The organism is Xanthomonas sp. WHRI 7065 (genome assembly GCF_040203115.2).
Taxonomy (GTDB): Bacteria; Pseudomonadota; Gammaproteobacteria; order Xanthomonadales; family Xanthomonadaceae; genus Xanthomonas; species Xanthomonas arboricola.
Genome location: NZ_CP168194.1, coordinates 3234367 through 3257684 on the forward strand (window position 1 = coordinate 3234367; position 23318 = coordinate 3257684).

The 23318-nt window shown below is 66.7% G+C and carries 20 protein-coding genes; 9 read left to right on the plus strand and 11 right to left on the minus strand.

Going from position 1 to position 23318, the window contains the following annotated elements; genetic code table 11:
* The first annotated feature begins 139 nt into the window (after positions 1–139).
* Together ABQY64_RS13565 and ABQY64_RS13570 are read left to right on the plus strand one after the other, a co-directional pair.
* A complete protein-coding gene (locus tag ABQY64_RS13565; protein WP_349780128.1) occupies positions 140–2245 on the plus strand; it encodes a M13 family metallopeptidase in 2106 nt (701 codons plus the stop codon).
* Between the two features lie 184 nt (positions 2246–2429).
* Positions 2430–4442 (plus strand): M13 family metallopeptidase, encoded by a 2013-nt coding sequence (locus ABQY64_RS13570; RefSeq protein ID WP_102253838.1) that lies wholly within the window; start codon positions 2430–2432, stop codon positions 4440–4442.
* Between the two features lie 214 nt (positions 4443–4656).
* Here ABQY64_RS13570 and ABQY64_RS13575 read toward each other — a convergent pair whose 3' ends face one another.
* From ABQY64_RS13575 to ABQY64_RS13600, 6 genes are all read right to left on the minus strand, one after another.
* Complete coding sequence (locus ABQY64_RS13575; RefSeq protein WP_039523057.1) at positions 4657–5352, minus strand: rhomboid family intramembrane serine protease; 696 nt, start codon at positions 5350–5352, stop codon at positions 4657–4659.
* Between the two features lie 40 nt (positions 5353–5392).
* A complete protein-coding gene (locus ABQY64_RS13580) occupies positions 5393–5800 on the minus strand; it encodes an MGMT family protein (RefSeq protein ID WP_104559436.1) in 408 nt (135 codons plus the stop codon).
* Positions 5801–6294: 494 nt separating this feature from the next.
* The gene (gene gorA / locus ABQY64_RS13585) at positions 6295–7665 is read right to left on the minus strand and encodes a glutathione-disulfide reductase (RefSeq protein WP_349780088.1); all 1371 of its coding nucleotides are present in this window, start codon (positions 7663–7665) and stop codon (positions 6295–6297) included.
* The gene (locus ABQY64_RS13590; RefSeq protein WP_349780087.1) at positions 7662–8912 is read right to left on the minus strand and encodes an FAD-dependent oxidoreductase; all 1251 of its coding nucleotides are present in this window, start codon (positions 8910–8912) and stop codon (positions 7662–7664) included. The genes gorA and ABQY64_RS13590 overlap by 4 nt, the downstream gene beginning before the upstream one ends.
* A 7-nt stretch (positions 8913–8919) precedes the next feature.
* On the minus strand, positions 8920–10164 hold the full coding sequence (locus ABQY64_RS13595; RefSeq protein WP_102584801.1) for a DUF418 domain-containing protein: 1245 nt from the start codon (positions 10162–10164) through the stop codon (positions 8920–8922).
* A gap of 207 nt (positions 10165–10371) precedes the next feature.
* Positions 10372–10851, minus strand: coding sequence for a peptidylprolyl isomerase (locus ABQY64_RS13600; RefSeq protein ID WP_024939526.1), 480 nt, complete (start codon positions 10849–10851; stop codon positions 10372–10374).
* A gap of 73 nt (positions 10852–10924) precedes the next feature.
* On the opposite strand from ABQY64_RS13600, the gene ABQY64_RS13605 reads away from it, so the two are divergent.
* Together ABQY64_RS13605 and ABQY64_RS13610 are read left to right on the plus strand one after the other, a co-directional pair.
* Positions 10925–11506, plus strand: a complete 582-nt coding sequence (locus ABQY64_RS13605) for a C40 family peptidase (protein ID WP_039512201.1) — start codon at positions 10925–10927, stop codon at positions 11504–11506.
* A gap of 109 nt (positions 11507–11615) precedes the next feature.
* Entirely contained in the window at positions 11616–12365 is a 750-nt protein-coding gene (locus ABQY64_RS13610) for a C40 family peptidase (protein WP_016903983.1), read from the plus strand.
* A gap of 149 nt (positions 12366–12514) precedes the next feature.
* Here ABQY64_RS13610 and ABQY64_RS13615 read toward each other — a convergent pair whose 3' ends face one another.
* The 3 genes from ABQY64_RS13615 to ABQY64_RS13625 form a co-directional block, all read right to left on the minus strand.
* Positions 12515–13006: an acyl-CoA thioesterase gene (locus ABQY64_RS13615; protein WP_349780086.1), complete on the minus strand. Its 492-nt coding sequence runs from the start codon at positions 13004–13006 to the stop codon at positions 12515–12517.
* A 106-nt stretch (positions 13007–13112) separates the two neighbouring features.
* Complete coding sequence (locus tag ABQY64_RS13620) at positions 13113–13949, minus strand: class I SAM-dependent methyltransferase (protein WP_349780085.1); 837 nt, start codon at positions 13947–13949, stop codon at positions 13113–13115.
* A gap of 9 nt (positions 13950–13958) precedes the next feature.
* Positions 13959–15299: a dicarboxylate/amino acid:cation symporter gene (locus ABQY64_RS13625; RefSeq protein WP_039522251.1), complete on the minus strand. Its 1341-nt coding sequence runs from the start codon at positions 15297–15299 to the stop codon at positions 13959–13961.
* Between the two features lie 142 nt (positions 15300–15441).
* Here ABQY64_RS13625 and ABQY64_RS13630 point away from each other — a divergent pair, with 142 nt between their 5' ends.
* The 5 genes from ABQY64_RS13630 to ABQY64_RS13650 all read left to right on the plus strand — a co-directional run bounded on the left by ABQY64_RS13630 (position 15442) and on the right by ABQY64_RS13650 (position 21313).
* Positions 15442–17148: an alkaline phosphatase gene (locus tag ABQY64_RS13630; protein ID WP_349780084.1), complete on the plus strand. Its 1707-nt coding sequence runs from the start codon at positions 15442–15444 to the stop codon at positions 17146–17148.
* A 91-nt stretch (positions 17149–17239) separates the two neighbouring features.
* Positions 17240–18535, plus strand: a complete 1296-nt coding sequence (gene tilS / locus ABQY64_RS13635) for a tRNA lysidine(34) synthetase TilS (RefSeq protein ID WP_104594404.1) — start codon at positions 17240–17242, stop codon at positions 18533–18535.
* 31 nt (positions 18536–18566) lie between these two features.
* Positions 18567–18830 (plus strand): exodeoxyribonuclease VII small subunit, encoded by a 264-nt coding sequence (locus ABQY64_RS13640; protein ID WP_016903977.1) that lies wholly within the window; start codon positions 18567–18569, stop codon positions 18828–18830.
* Between the two features lies 1 nt (position 18831).
* Positions 18832–19707 (plus strand): polyprenyl synthetase family protein, encoded by an 876-nt coding sequence (locus tag ABQY64_RS13645; protein WP_349780083.1) that lies wholly within the window; start codon positions 18832–18834, stop codon positions 19705–19707.
* A 508-nt stretch (positions 19708–20215) separates the two neighbouring features.
* Complete coding sequence (locus ABQY64_RS13650; RefSeq protein WP_039522258.1) at positions 20216–21313, plus strand: M35 family metallo-endopeptidase; 1098 nt, start codon at positions 20216–20218, stop codon at positions 21311–21313.
* A 70-nt stretch (positions 21314–21383) separates the two neighbouring features.
* Here ABQY64_RS13650 and ABQY64_RS13655 read toward each other — a convergent pair whose 3' ends face one another.
* Together ABQY64_RS13655 and pmbA are read right to left on the minus strand one after the other, a co-directional pair.
* Positions 21384–21848 carry a DUF4870 domain-containing protein gene (locus tag ABQY64_RS13655; RefSeq protein WP_349780082.1) on the minus strand — a complete coding sequence of 155 codons (465 nt, stop codon included), beginning with the start codon at positions 21846–21848 and terminating at the stop codon, positions 21384–21386.
* Positions 21849–21944: 96 nt separating this feature from the next.
* On the minus strand, positions 21945–23312 hold the full coding sequence (gene pmbA / locus ABQY64_RS13660) for a metalloprotease PmbA (RefSeq protein WP_054591519.1): 1368 nt from the start codon (positions 23310–23312) through the stop codon (positions 21945–21947).
* Positions 23313–23318: the final 6 nt, after the last annotated feature.

The window sequence follows — 23318 nt, forward strand, 5'->3', positions numbered from 1 at the left end:
GATTGCCGTGGCTGCACCTGGTGAACGGATGCGCTTCGTGAACCGGTGTCTCCAGGCCAAGCTCAACAAACCTCAAACCCGGCGCTCGCAAGGCGGCGTCCGCTTATGCTCGGAGTCCATTTCCTCGCCGATGCCAGATATGCCCTTGCTCAAGACCTCCACCCTTGCCCTGGCCCTGCTGGTCGCCCTGCCTGGCTGCAAGCGCGCCTCCGATGCAGATGGCGCCCCGGCATCAGCGGCCACTTCGGCACCTGCCGCGCCGCCGGCCACGACAGCCAGCAAACCCGCATTCGATATCAGCGAGCTGGGCCCGGCAGCCAGCGCGTGCCAAAACCTGGACGACTTCGTCAATGGCGCATGGGCCAAGGCCAATCCGATTCCGGCCGACCGCACCAGCTGGGGCATGTTCGACGAGCTGACAGAAAAGAGCCTGACGACGCAGCGTGAGATTGTTGAAAGCGCCGCGAAGCAGGTAGATACGCAGACCGACCCGCTCACACGCAAGCTTGGCCTGCTCTATGCCTCGGGCATGGACGAAGCCGCAATCGAGGCAGCGGGAGACCAACCCATCCGTCCGTTGCTGGAGACGATTGGAGCGCTGAAATCCGCGGGCGATGTCGCCAAGTACATCGCGAGCCGCTATGCGGAGGGTGACGGCCAGGTTTTCCAGTTCGGCGCGAGCGCCGACTTCCACAAGGCAGACCAGCAAATCGCCTTCGCCAACGAAGGCGGCCTCGGCCTGCCAACAAAGGACTACTACACCGCCGCCGAGTACGCCCCCATTCGGGAAGCCTATCTGGCCTACATCGCCAAATCGTTCGAGCTCACCGGCAGCAATGCCGATGCGGCCAAGGCGCAGGCCAAGGACGTGATGGCGCTGGAATCGCGCCTGGCTGCTGCGTCGCTTTCGCCGACCGACGCACGCCAACCCAAGAACCAGTACAACTTTGTCAGCGTTGCTGAGGCAGACGCGCTCACCCCGCACTTTTCGTGGAAAGATTTCTTTGCCGCGCAAGGCGTGGATGTCGGTGCCGGCTTCTCGCTGTCGCAACCGCGCTTCTTCGCTGCGTTCGACCACCAGTTGGCGAGTGCGCCCATCGCACAGTGGCAGGCGTATCTACGCTTCCACACCATCGACGATGCATCCAAACATCTCAGCAAGGCCTTTGTCGACAACAACTTCGCTTTCTACGGCAAGGCTTTGTCCGGGCAGCCGGAGCAACGCCCACGTTGGAAACGCGTCCTGCGCGCGCTCGACTCCGCCATGGGCGAAGGCCTTGGCCAGCTCTACGTCGCCAAAGTCTTCACGCCCGAAGCCAAGCAACGCGCGGCCGAACTGGTCGACAACGTCCGCGCCGCGCTCAAGACACGCATCGAAAACGTGGATTGGATGAGCGCCGAAACCAAGGCAAAGGCGCTTGCCAAGTGGAACGCGTTCCTGCCCAACATCGGCTACCCCGACACCTGGCGCGACTGGTCGGGACTGGACATCGTGCCGGGGGCGTACTACCGCAATCTGCAGGCGGCTGCCAAGTTCAACTACCGCTATGACATCGCTCAAATCGGCAAGCCCACCGATCGCAAGCGTTGGTCGATGACGCCCCAGACGGTCAACGCGTACTACAGCCCCAGCACCAACACCATCAACTTCCCGGCCGGCATTCTGCAACCGCCGTTCTTCGATGCCAATGCCGACGATGCCCTGAATTATGGCGCCATTGGCGCGGTGATCGGGCACGAAGCCACGCATGGCTTCGACGATCAAGGCAGCCAGTTCGATGGTGCGGGCAACAACGTCAATTGGTGGACGGCGCAGGATCGCAAGGCATTCGAGCAGCGTGCCGATACCCTGGTAAAGCAGTTCGATGCCTATGTTCCGCTGCCCAGCCACCCCAAGTTGCATGTCAACGGCAAGCTCACCCTCGGCGAGAACATTGCCGACCTGGGCGGTATCAACATTGCCTACGACGCCCTGCAGACTGCATTGCGCCAGCATCCCGAGCGGGTCGCGCGCATCGACGGCTACAGCCCCGAGCAGCGGTTTTTCCTGGGCTTTGCGCGCAACTGGCGCGGACAGACGCGCGAGCAGCAACAACTGGTCTACCTGGCGAGCGACCCGCACTCACCGGACAACCTGCGCGCCATCGCATCACCGTCAAACATGCCGCAGTTCGCCACCGCCTTCGCCTGCAAGCCGGGCGATGCAATGGTGCGCCCGGAGAAAGACCGCGTGGTGATCTGGTAATTCGGTGCAGGTAGCGCCTGCAATCGCTTCCAGCAGCAACGCAACACGCACAGGCCCGCACCCGCGGGCCTGTCGCGTTCATGCAAGCGGCCGGCACCGAGGATCGACGGCAGCTCGCGCTCGCCTGTACGGGGCGCAGCCTTGCTAAACTCCGCCGACTTCAATCTGGCCACCCTTCTTCTCGATGCCCACCATTCGTCCGCTTGCCCTCGCTCTTGGCTTCAGCCTGATCACGCTGCTGTCCGCCCCCGACGCCGACGCCGCTCGCAAGAAGAAGGCTGCTCCCAAGGCGCCGGCCGTGTCGGCGGCCTGCACCAATTTCTACGATTACGCCAATGCCGGCTGGCTCAAGGCCAACCCGGTGCCGCAGGCCGGTGCCGTCACCGCGCTGGGCCAGCTGTCCGAGCGCGCGCTGCAGCAGCAGCGCGAGTTGCTGGATGCATCGATGAAGACGCCACAGGGCAATGTGCAGAAACTGCTCGGCGACTTCTGGGCCAGCGGCCTGGACGAGGCCTCCGTCGAGAAGGACGGCTCCAACCCTATCGCCCCCTTGCTGTCGCGCATCGACGCGATCAAGAAGGCCAAGGATGTGCCCGCTTCCATCGCAGCATTGCATCAGGTCGGTATCCCGGTCGGCTTCAATTTCGGCCCGGACGTGGACCTGAAGGCGCTTGACCGGCACATCGGGTATTTCATGCAGGGCGGCATGGGCCTGCCGGACCCGGCGTTCTACACCCGCACCGACGCCGACACCCAGGCGCTGATGGGCCGCTACCGCGCCTACGTCAAGCAGATCCTGGCGCTGACCGGCACCCCGGCCGACAGGCTCGATGCCGATGCCGCCTCGGTGCTGCAGATCGAGACCGCGCTGGCGCGCAGCGCGCAGTCGGTGCAGGGCATCAACAACCCGTTCAACAACTACGCCCCGATCGCCACCAAGGAGCTGACCAAGCAGTACAAGAATCTGCGCCTGGCCGACTTCCTGGAAGCACAGGGCGTCAAGGATGACCTGGTGTCGATGGCCGACCCGGCCATGTTCAAGCAGCTCGACAGCATGATCGTCAGCATCAAGCCGGAGCAGTGGAAGGCCTATCTGCGCTGGCGCGTGGGCGATGCGATGGCGCCGTACCTGTCCAAGAGCTTCCACGATGCCGAATACCAGTTCCGCGGCCGTCTGCTGCGTGGCGATGCGCTGCCGCCGCAGCGCTGGCAGCAGGTGCTGGACGCGATCAATATCGCCGCCGGCCCGATGCTCGGCCGCGAATACGTGGCGCGTTACCTGAGCAGCGACACGCGCCGCCAGGCCGAAGCCATCGCCGACCAGGTGCGCGACGCGCAGCTGGCCGCGCTGGAGCGCACCGGCTGGGGCAACGGTGAGGTGATCGCCGAAGCCAAGGCCAAGCTGGCGGCGATGAAGATCGAAGTCGGCGCGCCGCGGCGCGATCTGGATTACACCGTGCAGCCGATGGGCCGCGGCAGCTTCGGCGGCAACATGCTGATCGCCTCGACCTGGCGTCACCGCGAGGAGATGAAGCGCATCGGCAAGGGCAACGCCGACCGGCGCTGGGACGTGCTGCCGCAGCAGCCGGCAGTGGCCTACGACATCGCGCAGAACCGCCTGATCATCACCGCAGCGGTGCTGCAGCCGCCGGTGCTCACCGCCGGCAGCACGCCGGCCGCGCAGTACGGCGCTTACGGCGCGCTGGTCGCCCACGAAATCACCCGCGCCATCGACGCCAAGGGCTCGCTGGTGGATGCCAAGGGCGAGTTGCGCAGCTGGTGGACGCCGGCCGAGAAGACCAGCTGGACCCTGCTGACCGACAAGGTGGCCAGCCAGTTTGGTGCCTACCCCTACCCGGGCGTGCCCAACGTCAAGGTCAACGGTGCGCAGACCGCCGAAGAAAACCTGGCCGACCTGGCCGGCATCGAACTGGCCTGGCAGGCCTTCAGCAAGGCACAGCCCGCGGCCACCGAGGCCGACAAGCAGGCGTTCTTCACTGCCTGGGCCGGCTTGTGGGCCCAGCAGCTGTCGCCGAACGAAGCGGTGCAGCGCGCCAGCGCCGACATCCGGGCGCCGGGCCAGTGGCGCACCAACGGCCCGCTGTCCAACCTGCCGGAGTTCGGTGCGGCGTTCAGCTGCAAGGCCGGCCAGCCGATGCAGCGCGTTGACGCCGAGCAGTTGAAGATCTGGCGCTGATTCAAGCGCCAGGAAGTCACTGGCAATCAACACGCAGTGGCAGGCAATAAAAGAGCGCGGACTCCGCGCTCTTTTTTTGTGCCTGGCGTTCTATCCATCACAGCGCACGCTTGGTAGGAGCGGCCCCGGCCGCGATAAAGCCTTACCGGTAAAACCCCATCGCGGCCAGGGCCGCTCCTACGGATCAGCGTGCATCTGCCACGCCGCGACTATTTCAACGCACCACACGCAACGGCGGCTTGCGCCCCTTGCCACCGCCCTTCTTGCCGCTGCCGCCAAACGGCGACTGCCCGCGCCAGTAGCGGATCATCAGCCAGCCGAACAGCATGCCGCCCAGATGCGCGAAGTGGGCCACGCCCGGCTGCCAGCCGGTCGCACCCAGGAACAGTTCAATTGCACCGAACACGATCACAAAGGTGCGCGCCTTCATCGGAATCGGCGGAAACAGCAGCATTACCCGCTGATTGGGGAACAGCATGCCGTAGGCCAGCAACAGACCGAACACCCCGCCCGACGCCCCCACCACCGGCGCCCCGCTCTGGGTGAACCAGGCCATCAGCAACTGACACACGCCGGCACCGGCCACGCACACCAGGTAATAGGTCAGAAAGCGCTTCTGCCCCCAGGTCTGCTCCAGCGCCGCGCCGAACATGAAAAGCGCCAGCATGTTGAAGAACAGATGGTTGAAACCGCCATGCAGGAACGCATAGGTCAGCAACTGCCATGGCATGAAGCTGGCGCCGGGCGAGAACGCATCGAAGCCGTTGGAAATCGGCCACAGCATCAACGACGACAGCGCCGCATCGGAGGGCAGCACGCCGGCGCCCAGGTCGCCCAATGCCCATTGCAGCAGGAACAAGCCAATATTGGCGATCAACAACGCTTTGGTGACGGGCGGCAGTTGGGGCATGACGGCATCCTTCGGAATGCCAACCATCATAACGGCAGGCTTATGAAGGTCCCCACACGGCGGCGTCCAGCCGCTGCGCGGCACTGGCACGGCGCACCCGGCCCTGCTCGACCACCACGCCTTCGGCACGCAACCGCCGACATTGCTCACGGTAGCCGGACGAGCCTTCCGGCAACGCGATCCGGCCATCGCTGCGCAGCACCCGGTGCCAGGGCAGCTGCGGATCATCATTGCCGCTGAGCACGCGCGCCACCAGCCGCGCCCGCCCGGGCAGGCCGGCGCGCAGTGCGACCTCGCCATAGCCGGCAACCTGGCCGGAAGGTATTGCCCGAATCGCTGCAAGAATGCGCAGTCGCGCCTGTTCGCCGGAGAGCGGCTCGGCGTTGGAGGCGGCGCGCGCAGATGGATTGGCGGATCGACGACTCGTTGGTTTGCGGAGCTTGGACATCGCGCAAGGATGCCAGCTATGGGATTGAAATCCCTCTTCCGTCCGAGCGAGGAGGCAGTGTTTGCGCGCTGTCGCTGCGCGTGTCTTGACGCGCCTTGGCCGACAGCGCGAAGCGGGATTGAGGTGAGGGTTCGGGCGGCACGAGGCACGGCGGACAATCAGCGCGGTCAACTTCCACGCATGGCCGGATGAGGCATGGCCGGCTGGGACGGCAGATCGGCAGCTGAGTGATGCATCGAACGTGCCGGACCCTCACCCCTTTCCCGAGGGGAGAGGGGCTTTGATCCGTTTGCTTGCGGGGGCCTGACCTGCGTCAAGCGCACTTACGTCGGGTGCAGGAGTGGTGTGCAGTGTCACGCGGGGCTGCCGCAAGTTGTGACACGCAGGGGCCGACGTCAGTCCCTGCATCCGGCAGAGCGCTGATGCCCGCGTCGGCCCGGTCACAACTGCCGAACCAATGCATCAGTGCATTAGTGCATCAGTGCATCAGTGCATCAGTGCATCAACACGATCTCTTCCGACGAGGTGGGATGGATCGCCACGGTCTCGTCGAAGTCGCGTTTGGTCGCCCCCATCTTCACTGCCACCGCAAAGCCCTGCAGCATTTCGTCGGCACTCTCGCCCAGCAGATGCACGCCGACCACGCGCTCTTGTTCGCCCACGCAGACCAGCTTGAACAGGCTGCGCTGCGGCGCGTCGGCCAGCGCGTGCAACATCGGGCGGAAGTTGCTGCGGTAGATGCGTACCGCGCTGCCGTGCCGCGCGCGTGCCTGCTCCTCGGTCAACCCGACCTGCCCGAGCGGCGGATGCGAGAACACCACGCTCGGCACGCCTTCGTAGTCCATGCGCGCATCCGGCTGCTTGCCGAACAGGCGATCCATCAACTTGCGCCCCGCGGTGATCGCCACCGGCGTCAGTCCGACCTTACCGCCGACATCGCCGATGGCATGGATGTTCGGCACGTTGGTGGTCTGGCCTTCGTCCACCACCACCTCGCCTTTGTCGCCCAGGCGCACGCCGACCTCTTCCAGACCCAGCCCTGCCGTGTTGGCACGCCGGCCGGTGGCGAAAAACACTTGGTCGAAGACGTCGTTGCCCTGCTCGCTCGGGTGCGCGGGATGACCATGCACGCGCAGCTTGCCTTCTGCATCGCGCTCCAGGCCCGTGGTAGAAAAACCGAAATGCAGGCGCACGCCCAGATGCCGCAGGTTGTCGGCCAGTTGCAGGGTCAGCTCGGCATCGAAGCGTTCCAGCAACCGCTCGCCCTGCACGAACAGATGCACACGGCTGCCCAGCGCCTGCAGCAGGCCGGCGATCTCCACCGCGATATAGCCGCCGCCGATGATCGCCACCTGCGCGGGCGCATGACAGAGATTGAAGAAATCGTCGGACACCTCACCGTGCTCGGCACCTTCGATGTCCGGGCGCAGCGGATGCGCACCGGTGGCGATCACGATGTGCTCGGCGGTCACCGGCACGCCGTCACCGCCCATGATGGTGTGGCGATCCTGAAACACACCGCGCTGCGGAATCATGACCACGCCGTCTTCGTTGAGGCGGCGCCGATAACTGGCGTGGATGTTGCCGATGTAGCCCTGCCGGTGCGTGACCAGTTCCTGCCACGCCAGTGTCGGTCGCCGCACATCGAAACCCAGCGCCCCGGCCAGTTCGATCTTGCCAGCCAGATCGGCCGCCAGCCACATCGCCTTCTTTGGCACGCAGCCGAGATTGACGCAGGTGCCACCCAATTCGTTCGGCTCCATCATCGCCACGCGCGCACCGTGCTTGGCCGCGCGAAACGCAGCGGCCAGCCCACCGGAGCCGCCTCCCAGGATTACCACGTCGTAGTCGTACCGGGCACTCATGCGAAGCGCTCCGCCCGGTAGGGATGCGGGTCCAGCGCAGGTGCGCGGCCCGTGATCAGGTCGGCCATCAGTTGTCCGCTTGCAGTGCTCATGCTGATGCCGAGCATGCCATGTCCGGCTGCGAGCCAGACGTGAGGACGGCCCGGCACCGCGCCCAGCACCGGCACGTCGTCCCAGGTCATTGGCCGCCATCCATACCAGCGCTCGATCACGGCCGGACCGGCCGGCGCATGCAGATAATCGGCCGCTGCGCGCTCCAGTGCCGCCAGGCGCGTGGGGTTGAGGTGGGTGTCATGCCCGGAGAATTCCATCGTGCTACCGATCCGCAGGCGATCGCGCCACGGCACCACGAACACCCAACGGTCCTTCAGCACCACCGGGCGACGCGGCATCAGCGCCGGGGCGGTATAGGTGATCGAATATCCCTTGCCGGCCTGCACCGGCAGACGCAATCCCAGTTGCGCCGCCAGCAGCGGCGACCACGGGCCGGTTGCGATGACCACCTCGCGCGCCTGCAGTCGCCCGCGCGCGGTATGCACGCACGCGCCACGTGCGTCCGGCACCACTGCATCGACGCGACACTGCGCCTGGATCACCGCACCGCGCGCGCGCAGCACTCTTGCCAGCTCTGCGGTGTAACGCTCCGGGCGCAGATGCGCATCGCCGGGGAAATGGATCGCACCGGCAATGCCCGCACGGAATGCCGGATCCTGGCGCACGTAGTCGGCACCGTCGATCATTTCGGCCTGGATGCCCCACTGCGCAAGCACGTTGCACTCGTGGCGATAGTGCGCAAAGCGGCGCGCATCGGCAAACACGTAGTCCAGCCCATCGCTGCGAAATTCGCAGTCCAGCGCATAGCGCTCGACCCAGTCGTCGAAGCGTTGCCGCGCATCGCCCAGCAACGCCGCGCGCGCCTGCGCGCTGGCCTGCCAGTGACGCGTATTGCAGCGCTGCGCGAACTGCAGCAACCAGCGCCACAGCGCCGGGTCCAGACGTGGCCGGATATACAGCGGCGCGTCCGGCGTCAGCATCCACTTCAGCGCCTGCGCGATCATGCCCGGCGCTGCCAGCGGCGGCGCATGGCTCGGCGTGATGGTGCCGCAGTTGCCGTACGACGTCGCCGCACCCACCGCACCGGCATCGAGCACGTGCACCTGCCGGCCCGCTTCGACCAGTGCCAGCGCAGTCGCCAGCCCAATGGCGCCGGCACCGACCACCACCACATCGACAGGCGCAGCGCTCATGTGCGCACTACCCCACGCGCGCGTCGCTGCGGCGCATCGGCGGCACACGCAGATAGGTCACGCTGCGCCATAGCCATTCCATCGGCCCGAAGCGGAACCAGCGCAACCACCATTGGCTCAGCACCACCTGCAACGCAAACAGCGCCAGCGCGAACGGCAGCTGCAATACGCGCGGCAGCTGCTCGAAATAGCCAAGCCCGTAACCGTAGAAGATCCACGTGCACACCAGCGACTGCAGCAGGTAGTTGCTCAGCGCCATGCGCCCGGCAGGCGCAAGCCAGGCCAGGCGCGGCGCCAGGCGCACCACCCAGGCCGCATAGCCCAGGCTCATCAGCGGGCCGGCAATCAGCGACAACGCGAACGCACCCGACAGGCGCAGATCCAGCCGCGCCGGATCGATCCACGGCTCCAGCGCGTAACTCACCCCCATCACGCCCAGCCCGAGCGGCAGCACCACGTAGCGCAGGGCCCGAAACAGGCGCGGGAAGCGCTCGGGCGCGGCGATCGCGCCACTGCGCACAAACCAGCTACCCAGCAGGAACATGCCGAGCATCGCCGGGCCATTGATGCTGAGCCCGGTCATCGCCTGCTGCAGGTCGTGCCAGCGCTGCAGCGTCGCTTGCGCATAGCTGCCGCTCCCGAGGGCGGCGCGCTGTGCCTGCACGTTCGCTGCCGCCTGTTGCGCCGCATCGGCCATCGCGGCCTTCCATTCCACGGCAGCCGCCGGATCGAGCTGCATCAAGGTGCCTGCGACGCCGTACAGCAGCGTCAACGCGGGCGCGCAACAGTAGACCAGCGCGGCAAACCACGGCAGCGTCACCGTCGGCACCGAGCGCGTTGCCAGCAGCAACAAGGCCAGCAAGGCGTAGGTGACCAGCACATCGCCGGACCACAGCAGCAGTGCATGCAGCAGGCCGATCACCAGCAGCCCGACGGTACGGCGCAGATAGGTGCCAAACAACCCGCGCCCGGCCTGCGCGGCGCGTTGCGCCATCACCGCAAAGCCCATGCCGAACAGCAACGAGAACAGCGTGTAGAACTTGCCCTGCACCAGCAGGTACACCAACGCATCGGCAACCCGGTCGGCACCGTGCCAATGCGGCTCCACGCCGGTGACCGCCAGATCGAGCGGACCGACGAAGGCTTCGATATTCATCAGCAGGATGCCCAGCAGCGCAAAACCGCGCAGCACGTCGAGCACCGCGATTCGCTCGCTGGTTGCGATGGGCAGCAAAGGATCGCGCGGGGTCATCTCGGCGCTGGCAGCGCGGCGCGGCGATCGCGGCGCGTAACATGCAAACAGCCCGCCGAGATGGCGGGCCGCGGAAACACATCCAGCCAACGCTGGTCACACGCACACGATCGGCGCGTGCAAGCCGGCATCACCGTGCGGTGCATGCCGATCCTGCAGGTTGCCCGCATCGGTCCGCCTGCCACACGGGCCGCGTGACGACTGCGCTCAGTGGTGATGGCCGCCTTCGCCATGCACATGCCCGTGGTCGCGCTCTTCCTGGGTGGCTTCGCGCACCTCGATGATCTCCACGTCGAAGTGCAGGTCCTTGCCGGCCATCGGGTGATTGAGATCGACGTCGACCACGCTCATGCCGACCTTCTGCACCGTCACCGCGCGCGGGCCGAAGTTGGTCTGCAGCACCACCTGGGTGCCCGGGACCAGCTTGGTGGCGCCGAAGTGCTTCTTGGGCACGCGCTGGCTCAGGCCTTCGCGGTATTCGCCGTACGCTTCGGTGGCCTTGACGTCCACGCCGAAGCTGTCGCCGGCTTCCTTGTCCATCATGGCCGCTTCCAGGCCCGGAATGATGTTGCCGTGGCCGATCATGATCGCCAACGGGTCACGCTCCTTGGAGCTCTCGATCGGCTCCTGGCCAAGCTCGGAAACGGTGTAGTGGAAGCGGACGACGCTGTCTTTTTCGATCTTCATGCCTGGCTCTGGATAGGCTGCCCGGTGGCAGACGGTGGAGGACGGCTTGTCGGCCGCCGGGTGCGCCGCCATCATGGCGACCTTTCGAACCGCCCATTATCCCGGCTCCATGCATATCACGCCAGTTTTCGCCGCCCGCGCCCGCCGCGCCGCGGCCAGTTCGTTGCTGGGCCTGCTCGTGCTGCTGGGCGGTTGCGCACAGGCGCCGGTCCGTCGACCGGCCGCCACCCCGCCACCGGCACCGCGTGTCTGGCCGCAGGTGCCGCCGTCCAACCCGGCCGCCGCCAACAACATCCTGATGCGTGCGCTGGGCCTGGTCGGCACCCCGTACCGCTTTGGCGGCAATACGCCGGAAACCGGCTTCGACTGCAGCGGGCTGGTCACCTATGTCTACAAGGATGTGCTGGCGCTATCGCTGCCACGCACCTCGCGGGAGCTGGCCGCGGTGCAGGGCCCGCGCATCCCGCCGGAGCAACTGACCACCGGCGACTTGGTGTTCTTCGGCTCCAGCGGCAACGTGACCCATGTCGGCATTTATGTCGGTGAAGGCCGCTTCGTACATGCCCCGAACACCGGCGGTACCGTCCGCTTGGATTTCCTGGATGGCGCTTACTGGCGTGACCATTATTCAGGTTCAAAGCGGGTTTTGCCCTGATATGTGATGCACATCACGTTTCATAAAACGGAAATTTAACCTTTTTTGAACGTAACGATTCTTTCACCAAGGCATCATCCCGCATCGACAGCAGAATTGTGATTCCCGCGTGACGAACGACGAACAGATCAACACTGGCGCCGCACCGCTTCCGCCCCGGAAACCGCTCCGCCTGCTATGCGCCACCGCCCTTTGGCTCGCAGCCCTACCCGCCCTGGCCCAGACCGCCAACGGCACCGCATCCGCTCCGCAGACGACCACGCCAGACAGCGCCGTCGCCGCCGAGAAAGCCGCAACCCGCAGCCGCGCCGACGCCGCTGCCACCGCAACACTGGCCGCCCTGCTTCCGCACCTGGCCGCCAACGACGCCATTCCGCTGATGGACCGCTCGGCGATGTTCGCCGGTGACCTCAGCCGCCTGCTGGCCAATTACGACGTCTCCCAGAGCGCAGCCAATGCTGCCCAGAACGCCGTGGCCGACAGCCGTGTGCAGGTGATCCTGCAACGCGCCATGGCCCTGCTCGGCACCCCGTACGTCTGGGGCGGCGAGTCCACCGAAGGTTTCGACTGCAGCGGCCTGGTCGGCTACGTGTTCAAGACCGCCCTGGGCATCGACCTGCCGCGCGTGTCGCGCGACATCGCGCGCGACGAGTCTGCTGAGCTGATCAAGGACCCCAACGCGCTGAAGGCAGGCGATCTGGTGTTCTTCGGCAGGCGCGGCCGCATCGACCATGTGGGCCTGGTGGTCGGCGACGGCAAGTTCTTGCACGCGCCCAGCCGCGGCAAGGACGTGCGCGTGGATTCGCTGGCCAGCGGTTACTGGAGCGAGAAGTTCATCCAGGCACGCCGGGTGCTGTGATCCCGAGCACCTGATCCACTGCACGACAGAAAGGCCGCGGAGATCCCGCGGCCTTTTGCATGGTGGACGGTCTTTGCGCGGAAGCTCCCTGCCGTCGCCGCGCACGCATCTGGGTCACGTACGCAGCACCGCGCACCTTGCCACCGCGATCAGCGCGCGGCATCGGCCTGGTAATGCGCCATGGTGTCCTCGATGCCCTTGCTCAGCTCCATCACCTTGAGCGCGTATTCGGCCAGGCGCTGATCCTCGGGCGTGTCCGGCCGCCAGGAAGGCACTTCCACCGGAGTGACACCATCCGGGTCCATCGCCACGAACACGATGATGCAATGCGTGCATAGCCGCGAGTCGCCGCCCATCGGGCTGCGCGCCCGCACATCGATGGCGAAGTGCATGCTGGTGCAGCCGGTGTAGACCAGCTTGGCCGACACCGCGACCAGATCGCCGATCCGCACCGGCGCCACGAAGCGGATGCCGCCCACCGCCACGGTGACGCAGTAATGCCCGCTCCAGCCACTGGCTGCGGCAAAGCCGACCTGGTCGATCCACTTCATCACCACGCCGCCATGCACCTTGCCGCCGAAGTTGACGTCGCTGGGCTCGGCCAGAAAACGAAATGTCAGATCACGCTGTTGGCCAATCACCGCCCGTCCCCGTCAATGGATGAGCTGGCAGTGTGCCATGCGGGTGGGACGTCAGCGCGCCCAACGCAAACGCCTGACGCCGCGTCCGGCAGGACCGACGCTTCACTCAGGAACGCAGCGCATCCAGGTTGTCCTGCCTGCGCAGGCACAGCCACGGAAAGTGGGGTTGTTTCATTCTGAGCATTCTTCGCAGGCGCGCCCCCGGGCGGCGCGGGTCGAACAGTCGCTGCACCACAAAGCGGTCGAAGCTGGCGTAGGTGTGCTGGTGGTAATGCGCAGCCAGCGCGGGCACGCCCAGTTCGGTGAAGTAGCGCAGGCTGCGCGCGGCGCTTGCGTTGGCGGCTTGCGCATCCGCATACAGCGGGCTGTCGAGGATGTGCAGCTCGCCGCCGTCGCGCAGTTGGGCGAGCAGGCGCACGACCAATGCCGCAGGGTCGGCGAAATACTGGATGCAGGCCGGGACCACGATGACGTCGAAGAGATCGCGCGGCAGCGCCAGGGTCTGGATGTCGGCGGCGATAAAGCTCAGGCGCTGGTCGTGGCCGAACACGCGCGCGGCCTGGGTCAGCTCGGTGCGGTTGACGTCGATGCCGCAGACGTCGCGCTGCAGCGACTGCGCCAGCAGCTGCGACAGCCAGCCATTGCCGCAGCCCAGTTCGGCAATGGCGCCCTCTCCTGCCTGCGCGCGCAGGTGCTGGACCAGCAAGGCGCTGGACAGCGCACGCACCTGCCATTCCAGACTGGCGCCGAGCTTGCCGCCGGGATGCGGCAGGCTGCGCACCTGTGCATCGGTGTAGAGCCGGCCTTCCTTGCGCCGAACCTGCAGATACTGCTGCTCGAACGGATCATCGGCCAACGAGCGCTGTACCAACACGCCGTCGACGCAGTGCAACTCGGGCAATTGCTGCAGGCGATCGCGCAGCGTGGGAAATCCGGCGCGCATCGGCAGCGGTCAGCGCTGCGTCGGCGCGCGATCGGTCAGCGGATCTTCCAGGCCCACGTTGGTCGAGGCCGACTCGTAGACCGCCTTGTCGAGCAGGCCGGTTTCCTTGGCCACCAGCACCGGCACCAGCATCTGCCCGGTCACGTTGGTCATGGTGCGCATCATGTCGAGGATGCGGTCGATCGCATACAGGTAGCCGATGACTTCCAGCGGCAGGTTGGCCGCGCTCAACACCACCGTGGCCATGATCACCGCAGTGCCGGGCACGCCGGCGGTGCCGAAGCTGCCCAGCACCGAGGCAATCAACACCACGAAGTACTGATTCGCGGTCAGCGGCACGCCGGTGTATTGCGCGATGAAGACCGCGCACAGGGCCGGGAAGATCGCACCGCAGCCATCCATCTTGATGCTGGCGCCCAGCGGCACCGCGAACGCGGCGTAGTCCTTGCTGACGCCCAGGTTATGCGTGATCGAGCGCATCGCCACCGGCATCGCGGCAAAGCTCGATGAACTGACGAAGGCCACCTGCATGCCCGGCGCCGCGCCGCGAAAGAACTTCCACGGGTTCAATCCATGCAGCAACAACAGGCTGCTGTAGACCACCACGATATGGATCGCGCAGGCCACATACAGCGCCAGCACGAAATTGCCGAACGGCAGCAGTTTCTCGAAGCCATAGCTGCCGACCAGGCTGGCGATCAATCCGAAGGTGCCGAGCGGGGTCATCTCCAGCACGAAGCGGGTAACCTGGATCATGATGTCGCTCAACTGCGCGGTGAGCTTGCGTGCCTCGGCCACGCGCTCGCCGAGCTTGACCATCGCAAAGCCCAGCAGCGCGGCGAAGAAGATCACCGGCAGGATCGATCCGCGCCCGGCCGCCAGCACCGTTTCGCCGGCCGCGTTGGTCTTGGTGCCGATGCCGGTCAATGCGTAGAACGGGTTGGAGGGCACCACGTCCAGCAGTACCTTGATCGGGCTGGGCACATCGCGCGGTTTCCAGGCCGAATCCACGCTCAGGCTGAAATGGCCGGCGCCGGGTTGCATCAACGTACCCACCGCCAGGCCCACGCCCACCGCCAGCGCGGCGGTGATGACGAACCACAGAAAGGTACGCCCACCGAGCGCGGCGACGGATTTTTGCCCGTGCAGCGAAGAGATCGCATTGATCACCGCAAAGAACACCAGCGGGATCGCGATCATCTTGATCAGGGTGACGTACAAATCGCCGAGCGGACCGAACCACACATCGGCCGCCGGCCCCATGGCCCAGCCGGCCAGCGCGCCGAGCACGAAGCCGGCCACCACGCGTTGCCAGAACGGAATGCGCAACCAGGCCGAGACCAATGTCATGCGTCGAATCATCCGGGGGGAGAGTGCATGCACCATAGCCCAGGCCCGCGCCGCCCGCGAGGCCACGACTGGAACAGCGGCGTGTCATCTGTGTGACACCAGGCATCCCGGCATAATGCGCGCTGATTCAGTCACGAGTTCGATGCCGATGCGCTACCGCCTGCCTGCCCTCGCCGCCCTGACCACCGTGTGTGTCGCCGCCTGCGCGTCCAGCGCCGGCACCAGCGCATCCGCGCCCGCCGCCGTGCGCGTGGAGGTGCCGCAAGTGACGCATCCCGCCGGCGAGACGCCGCAATGGTGGTACCGCTCGGGCGCCGCGCGCGCAGCCGGCAACGGCGCGATGGCCGGGCGCGCGCGCAACGTGATCCTGTTCCTGGGCGACGGCATGAGCCTGACCACGGTCGCGGCAGCACGCATTCTGGATGGCCAGCGCAAGGGCGGGCCGGGCGAAGAGAACCTGCTGTCCTGGGAACAATTTCCGGCGACCGCCTTCAGCAAGACCTACAACACCGATTCGCAGACACCGGATTCGGCCGGCACCATGACCGCGATCACCACCGGGGTGAAAACGCATATGGGTGCGATCGGCGTCAGCAGCGGCAACCGCAGCGATTGCGCCGACAGCCTGGGCAAGGGCTTGTTGAGCTGGCTGCAGCTGGCCGACAGCGCCGGCATGGCCACCGGCATCGTCACCACCACCCGCCTCACCCACGCCACCCCGGCGGCGACCTATGCACATTCGCCGGACCGCAACTGGGAAAACGACACCGACCTGCCCGAGTCCGCCCGCACTGCCGGCTGCCAGGACATCGCCCAGCAGTTGCTGTCCAGCGCGCGCTTCGGGCGTGGCCCGCAAGTGGTGCTGGGCGGCGGACGTAGCCAGTTCCAGACCGTGCAGGAACGCGATCCGGAATACGACGACAAGGTCGGCCTGCGCCTGGACGGCCGCGACCTGGTCGCCGAGTGGAAGCAGGCACACCCGCAGGGCGCCTATGTGTGGAACGAACAACAGTTGCAGGCGGCCACCGGCGCGCCCGCACTGCTGGGCCTGTTCGAGCCGGATCACATGCAGTTCGATCACGACCGCAATCGCACCCCGCAGGGCGAGCCCAGCCTGACCGAGATGACCCGCACCGCGATCCAGTCGCTGTCGCGCGACCCGAACGGCTTCGTGCTGATGGTCGAAGGCGGGCGTATCGATCACGCCAACCACGCCGGCAATGCCTACCGCGCGCTCGACGAAACCGTCTCGCTGTCCGATGCAGTACGCACCGCCGTGCAGACCGCGCCGCCGGACACGCTGATCATCGTCACCGCCGACCATTCACATACGCTCAACTTCGTCGGCTACCCGGTGCGCGGCAACCCGATCCTGGGCAAGGTGCGTGGCACCGGCGGCGAGGAAGGCGACCGCAGCCAGCTGGCCACCGACCTGGCCGGCCAGCCCTACACCACGCTGAGCTACGCCAACGGCCCCGGCTACACCGGCGCCAGCAACGCACAGCCGGCCGGCCCCAAGAAGTACCCGCACGAACCCAGCACCAGCGAGCCGGCCGCCGGCCGCCCGGACCTGACCCACGTCGACACCGAGGCGCCCAGCTACATGCAGGAATCGCTGGTGCCGACCAAGTCTGAAAGCCACGGCGGCGAAGACGTCGGCATCTGGGCCACCGGCCCGGGCAGCGCGGCCTTCCGCGGCACGCTGGAAGAGAACGTGATCTACCACGTCATCGTCCAGGCCACGCCGCGCCTGCGCGAGCGCCTGTGCAAGGCCGGTACCTGCGACAGTGCCGGCGTGCCGGTGGAGTTGCCGCAGTCGGCCACGTTCGAGACTGCGGCCAAGCGCTGATGGGCAGGCTGCGCGCAGCGCGGACGGTGGTGGCGCGGCATACCCCGCCGCCCGCGTGCGGATGCAGCGTCGCAGCACGCCACCTGCATCGATGACCGGATTGCTGCCACCCGCAGCGCCGCCCGGCCCGGTGCTGGTCGCCTACAGCGGCGGCGTGGATTCGAGCGTCTTGCTGCACCTGCTGGCAACGACGCCGCGTTATCGCGACACGGGGCTGCGTGCAGTGCATGTGCATCACGGCCTGCATGCCGATGCCGACGCCTGGGCCGCGCATTGCCAGCGCCACTGCGATGCCCTGCACGTCCCCTTGCAGATTGCGCACGTGCAGGTCGCGCGCGACAACGGCCTGGGGCTGGAAGCGGCGGCACGCCATGCACGCCACGCCGCGTTTACCGCGGCACTGGCGCCCGGCGAATGGCTGGCGCTGGCGCACCATCGCGACGATCAGGCCGAAACCTTCCTGCTGCGCGCACTGCGCGCTTCCGGCCCGGACGGCTTGGCCGCGATGCGCGCGCGGCGTCCCTTCGCCGCCGGCATGCTGTGGCGTCCCCTGCTGGCGCATGCGCGCGCCGAGGTGCTGGCGTATGCACAGGCACATCGCCTGCAATGGATCGAAGACCCCAGCAATGCCGATGCCCGCCACGACCGCAACTTCCTGCGTACCCAGCTGATGCCCGTACTGCAGCAGCGTTGGCCGCAGGCCGCCGAGGCACTGGCGCGCAGCGCGCAGCTGAGCGCCCATGCCAGCGACCTGCTGCTGCAGGAGGACACCGCGCTGCTGCCCGGCCTGCTGACCGCCGCCGGCGCACTGGATCTGCAGGCCTTGCGTGCGCAGCCGGCAACACGTCGGCCGCGGCTGCTGCGCGCCTGGGTGGCTGCAGCGCAGGCACCACCGCTGCCTGCGCACGGCGTTGCCGCCCTGGAGCAGGAAGTCGACGACGACGCGCCGGATCGGCAGGCCTGCTTTGCCTGGCAACAGGTGCAGGTGCGGCGCTGGCGCCAGTGCCTGTACCTGCTGTGTCCGCACAGCGCGTGGCCGGCGTCATGGCAGGCCTGCTGGGATGGCACGTCCCCGCTGCCACTGCCGGATGGCGCGCAGCTGCAGTTACACGGCGCACCCGGCCTGCGCTTCGCGCAACCGCTGCTGGTGCGCGCACGCCAGGGTGGCGAACGCATCGTGCTGCCAAAGCGCGCGCATTCGCATCAGCTCAAGCACCTGCTGCAGGCGCTGGATCTACCGCCCTGGCAACGCGCGCGCCTGCCGGTCCTGTGGGCCGATGGCCAGGTGCTTGCAGCCGGCGACTGCATCGTCTCGGCGGCATTGAGCGACTGGCTGTGTGCGCATGGCGCATCCCTGCGATGGCGCGACCACGCCACTGCGAATTGACCCGCCTGCCTGCGCGCCGCACACTTTGACGATGGTCAAAAAATCCTTGAACGAAACATCCCCGGTCGCCCGCTTCGAACAGTCGCTGGAAGAACTCGAGCAACTGGTGCAGAAGATGGAAGTCGGCGACCAGAGCCTGGAGCAATCGCTGACCGCCTACGAGCGCGGCATCGGCCTGTACCGCGACTGCCAGCAGGCACTGGAACAGGCCGAGCTGCGCGTGCGCATGCTGACCGACCCCGCGCGCCCCGATCTGGCCGAAGACTTCCAGGCGCCATCGCAGGACGGCGGCTGAGGTGAGTTCGGCGTTGTTCGAGCACTGGATCGGCCGCACCGAACGCAGCCTGGAGGCCAGTCTGCCCAGCCCCACCCTGGCACCGCAGCGACTGCACGCCGCGATGCGGCACGCGGTGCTGGGCGGCGGCAAGCGCATGCGCCCGCTGCTGGTGTATGCGACCGGCGCGCTGTTCGGCGCCGACGAGGACAACCTGGACACACCCGCAGTGGCAGTGGAGCTGATCCACGCCTATTCGCTGGTGCACGACGACTTGCCGGCAATGGACGACGATGCCCTGCGCCGTGGCCAGCCCACCGTGCATATCGCCTTTGACGAAGCCACGGCGATCCTGGCCGGCGACGCGCTGCAGACGCGCGCCTTCGAGTTGCTGGCTGCGGCCCCGGTCAGCGCAGAGCTGCGGGTCGGCTGGCTGCAGAGTCTGGCCACCGCCGCGGGCGCTGCCGGCATGTGCGGCGGCCAGGCGCTGGATATCGATGCCACCGGCCAGTTGCAATCGCTGCGCGATCTCGAGCGCATGCACGCCCTCAAAACCGGCGCGCTGATCCGCGCCGCGGTGCGCATGGGCGCGCTGACCGGCGCCGCCGCAGCCGACGACCAGCAACGCCTGGATGCATTTGCCGATGCGCTGGGCCTGGCGTTCCAGGTCCGCGACGACATCCTGGATGTGGAATCGAGCTCGGCGCAGCTGGGCAAGACCGCCGGCAAGGACGCCGCGCAGGCCAAGTCCACCTATCCGGCCCTGCTCGGAATGGACGGCGCCAAGGCCAAGCTGGCCGAACTGGCTACCCGCATGCACGACATCCTGCAGCCCTACGGTGTGCCCGGCGACACGCTGGCGACGCTGGGCCGGTTTGCGGTGGACCGCGCGCACTAGCGCGCTGCGTTCGTTCGAGCGGCCGTGCAACCGCGCCGCGCCACGCGTGTTGATGTCTGACGACAGAGCACCGGCATCGGCACCGCCGATGCACACGATGAGGACGCCACTGCAGCGGCTGCGACGCCAGCGCGGAAAGCGACTACAGCGCGCGTTTGATTCCAGCAGCCCGCGGTATTCAGGCGGTCGCACCGGCCTTTGCGCACACCGTGCGCCAGCGCACGGTGTGGATGCAGCGTACCGCCCTGCAAGTGCTGCGCTGTGTCACAGAACGTAAATTCTCTTTCCGTACATTTTTCACATGTAAATTTCCGCAAACTGGCCAAAAAGCGTGAACCTATTCGCAATTCTCCGCTGAATTGTCGCCATCGATGTCCATATTTGTCATCGCGTAGCCACCAGCAGGCCAAAAACGGCAGCAATCGGTTCTCTTGTTGCGTCTGCTCGCTCTGCCTAGGTTGACCTGCCCGCGTCCGCGGACATCCCCCGACCACATGGAGAGTCACTGGTGAAGAACGTTTTTCTCGCATCGTTTGCAGCAGGTACGTTGGCCGTTGTTGGCGTGCTCGGTTCGGCGCAGGCGCAGTCCGTGCGCGGCCCGGTCCCGTTGACCATCGAACTGGCACCGGTCGCCGATCAGGCTGGGCGACATCAGGGCAAGATCGCGGTGACCGTCACCAACAACGGCAGCCAGATCGCCCGCGTGCCCACCTATCAACTACCGCTGCAAACGCTGGACAACGGCATCCTGGAAGTGAGCCGCGATGGCGCGCCGGTGGCCTACACCGGACGCCTGGTCAAGCGCGGCCTGCCCAAGGCAGCCGACTTCACCATCCTCAAGCCGGGCCAGAGCGTCAAGGGCGAGGTCGATCTGGCCGGCGCCTACGATCTGTCGACCAGTGGCAACTACACCATCCAGGTCCGTTCGTCGCTGCAATACGCCTCGCTGTCCGACGGCAGTCTGATGAAGGCGGCCAACGGCCAGCCGGCCGTGGCCACCAGCACGCCGCTCACCGTCTGGCTGGACGGCGCGCGTCGCGGCGTGCAACGCCAGCTCGCAATCGGTCCGACCGCCGTGGTTAATGGCATCAACTACCTCAACTGCAGCACCACCCGCACCAATCAGGCCGCCAGTGCCGTCACTGCCGCGCGTACTTACTCGCAGAACGCGCGCAACTACCTCAATGCCGGCAGCACCGGTGCGCGCTACACCACCTGGTTCGGCGCCTACAACGCCTCGCGCTACAGCCGGGTCAGCTCGAACTTCGTCAATATCGACAACGCGCTCGACCAGAACAACGGCCAGCTGACGATCAACTGCAGCTGCGAAGCGGATCTGGCGGACGCCTTCGCCTACGTCTATCCGAACCAGCCGTACGAGATCCATGTCTGCAATGCGTTCTGGAGTGCGTCGACAACCGGCACCGACTCCAAGGCCGGCACGCTGGTGCACGAGACCAGCCACTTCACGGTCGTCGCCGGCACCCAGGACCGTGTCTACGGCCAGTCCGGCGCGCGCAGCCTGGCGATCAGCAACCCGGCCCAGGCGATCACCAACGCCGACAGCCACGAGTACTTCGCCGAGAACACCCCGGCGCAGAACTGATCGCATCATCGTCTGAAACGACAAAGGCCCGGCATCGCTGCCGGGCCTTTGTCATTCGCACCGCGCCGGATTACTTGATCAGGCGCAGCGTGAACGGATAACGGTAGTGTTCGCCGTTGTTGGCCTTGACCGCGGCCAGGATGCACAGCACCAGGTTGGCGATCCACACCAGCGTCGGCACGAAGAACAGGATGCCGAACGACACGATGGTCAGGATCACCGCAGCCACATAGGCAATGATCACGGTGATCTGGAAGTTCAACGCCTCCTTGGCCTGATCGGTGGCGAACGGCTTGGACGGGCTGGCGTCCTTGCTGATCAGCCAGATCACCAGCGCGCCGATGAAGGACGTCAGGATGCCGAGCAAGTGCGCGGCCAGCGCCAGGGTGCGCTCCTCCGACGGTGTGCTGGTCCCGATCGGCGGCGGCGGCGGTACGGCGTGTGACTCGAATTCGCTCATCATGTCTCCCCATGCATGGTTGTGTTGCAGCGGACTATAGCAACGATTCAGCCAGCCACCAGTGCGGGAAGACATGGTCTCGGCGATGCACGGCGGTTGCCGCCAGGCAGGGCGGCAAGACGCGCGCGCCGGGCGCTGTGCAGTTGGCGCAGCAGCCCTGCTCGGCCGCGCTCAGCTATCGCCTGCCACCGTCATGCGGTTGAGCAGCACCGAGCCGATCTTGACGTGCGAGCGCGGATCGACATCGCTGCCGACCGCTTCGATGCCGGCGAACATCTCGCGCAGATTGCCGGCGATGGTCAGGCCGTCGACCGGATAGGCGATCACGCCGTTCTCGATCCAGAAGCCACCGGCGCCGCGCGAATAATCGCCGGTCACCGGATTGACGCCGTTGCCCATCAGCTCGGTGACCAGCAGGCCGCGCGACATGCCGGCAACCAGCGAAGCCAGGTCGCCGGCGTTGGCGGTGACCTGCAGGTTGTGCACGCCGCCGGCGTTGGCGGTGGTCTGCAGGCCCAGCTTGCGTGCCGAGTAGCTGCCCAGCACATAGCGCTGCAGCACGCCGTCACTGATCAATGCCGAACGCCGCGTCGCCACGCCTTCGCCATCGAAGGCGGCCGAGCGCAGGCCGCGGCGCAGGTGCGGCAGTTCTTCGATGTTGAACCAGTCCGGGAACAGTTTGCTGCCGACACTGTCGAGCAGGAAGCTGGCGCGGCGATACAGCGCGCCACCGGAGACCGCTCCGAGCAGATGCCCGACCAGCGAGCGTGCCACTTCCGGCGCGAACAGCACCGGCAACTGGCCGGTCGGTAACGAGCGTGGCTGCAGCCGCGCCAGGGTGCGTTCGGCGGCATGGCGGCCGATCGCTTCCGGCGCCTCCAGGTCTTCGCGCGCCAGCGCGCTGCTGTACCAGCCATCGCGCTGCATGCCGTCGCCCTGGCCGGCGATCAGCGCGCAGCTGATCGAATGATGGGTGCCGCGCTCGCGGCCGATGAAGCCATGCGAGTTGGCGTAGACCGACAGGCTGAGCCCGGTGCTGGCCGAGGCGCCGTCGGAGTTGCTGATCCGCGCATCGGCATCGCGCCCGGCGCTCTCGCAGGCCAGCGCCAGATCCACCGCGGTATCGGCGTCCAGCGCCCAGGGGTGCCAGCTGTCCAGCTCGGGGAAGTCGCGCGCCATCAGTTCCGGATCGGCCAGGCCGGCAGCGACATCGTCCTCGGTGTAACGGGCGATCGCGCAGGCCTGGGCAACGGTCGATTCCAGGCTGGAATCCTGCAGATCGGCGGTACTGGCGCTGCCCTTGCGCTTGCCGAAATACACGGTGACCGCAATGCCGCGGTCGCGGGTGGATTCCACCGTCTCCACATCGCCCAGGCGCACGTTGACGTCCAGCCCGCGCTCCTCGCTGCAGCTCACTTCGGCCTGGGTGGCGCCGGCGGCACGGGCGCGCTCGAGCAGGCGCTGCGCGATGTCGGTGAGCGCATCCAGGCGCTGCAGGCTGTCGTCCTGGACACGTGTTTCGGAGGAGAGTGCGTTCAATGCTTT

What these genes read in the sequence shown, in the direction of transcription:
- gorA (WP_349780088.1), bottom strand. Translation starts at nt 7,665, where the DNA reads ATGAGTGCCCGGTACGACTACGACGTGGTAATCCTGGGAGGCGGCTCC.
- ABQY64_RS13620 (WP_349780085.1), bottom strand. Translation starts at nt 13,949, where the DNA reads ATGCGCGCCGGATTTCCCACGCTGCGCGATCGCCTGCAGCAATTGCCC.
- ABQY64_RS13580 (WP_104559436.1), bottom strand. Translation starts at nt 5,800, where the DNA reads ATGTCCAAGCTCCGCAAACCAACGAGTCGTCGATCCGCCAATCCATCT.
- ABQY64_RS13625 (WP_039522251.1), bottom strand. Translation starts at nt 15,299, where the DNA reads ATGACATTGGTCTCGGCCTGGTTGCGCATTCCGTTCTGGCAACGCGTG.
- ABQY64_RS13595 (WP_102584801.1), bottom strand. Translation starts at nt 10,164, where the DNA reads ATGACCCCGCGCGATCCTTTGCTGCCCATCGCAACCAGCGAGCGAATC.
- ABQY64_RS13600 (WP_024939526.1), bottom strand. Translation starts at nt 10,851, where the DNA reads ATGAAGATCGAAAAAGACAGCGTCGTCCGCTTCCACTACACCGTTTCC.
- tilS (WP_104594404.1), top strand. Translation starts at nt 17,240, where the DNA reads ATGACCGGATTGCTGCCACCCGCAGCGCCGCCCGGCCCGGTGCTGGTC.
- ABQY64_RS13605 (WP_039512201.1), top strand. Translation starts at nt 10,925, where the DNA reads ATGGCGACCTTTCGAACCGCCCATTATCCCGGCTCCATGCATATCACG.
- ABQY64_RS13565 (WP_349780128.1), top strand. Translation starts at nt 140, where the DNA reads ATGCCCTTGCTCAAGACCTCCACCCTTGCCCTGGCCCTGCTGGTCGCC.
- ABQY64_RS13570 (WP_102253838.1), top strand. Translation starts at nt 2,430, where the DNA reads ATGCCCACCATTCGTCCGCTTGCCCTCGCTCTTGGCTTCAGCCTGATC.
- ABQY64_RS13655 (WP_349780082.1), bottom strand. Translation starts at nt 21,848, where the DNA reads ATGTCTTCCCGCACTGGTGGCTGGCTGAATCGTTGCTATAGTCCGCTG.
- ABQY64_RS13575 (WP_039523057.1), bottom strand. Translation starts at nt 5,352, where the DNA reads ATGCCCCAACTGCCGCCCGTCACCAAAGCGTTGTTGATCGCCAATATT.
- ABQY64_RS13630 (WP_349780084.1), top strand. Translation starts at nt 15,442, where the DNA reads ATGCCGATGCGCTACCGCCTGCCTGCCCTCGCCGCCCTGACCACCGTG.
- ABQY64_RS13640 (WP_016903977.1), top strand. Translation starts at nt 18,567, where the DNA reads ATGGTCAAAAAATCCTTGAACGAAACATCCCCGGTCGCCCGCTTCGAA.
- ABQY64_RS13590 (WP_349780087.1), bottom strand. Translation starts at nt 8,912, where the DNA reads ATGAGCGCTGCGCCTGTCGATGTGGTGGTGGTCGGTGCCGGCGCCATT.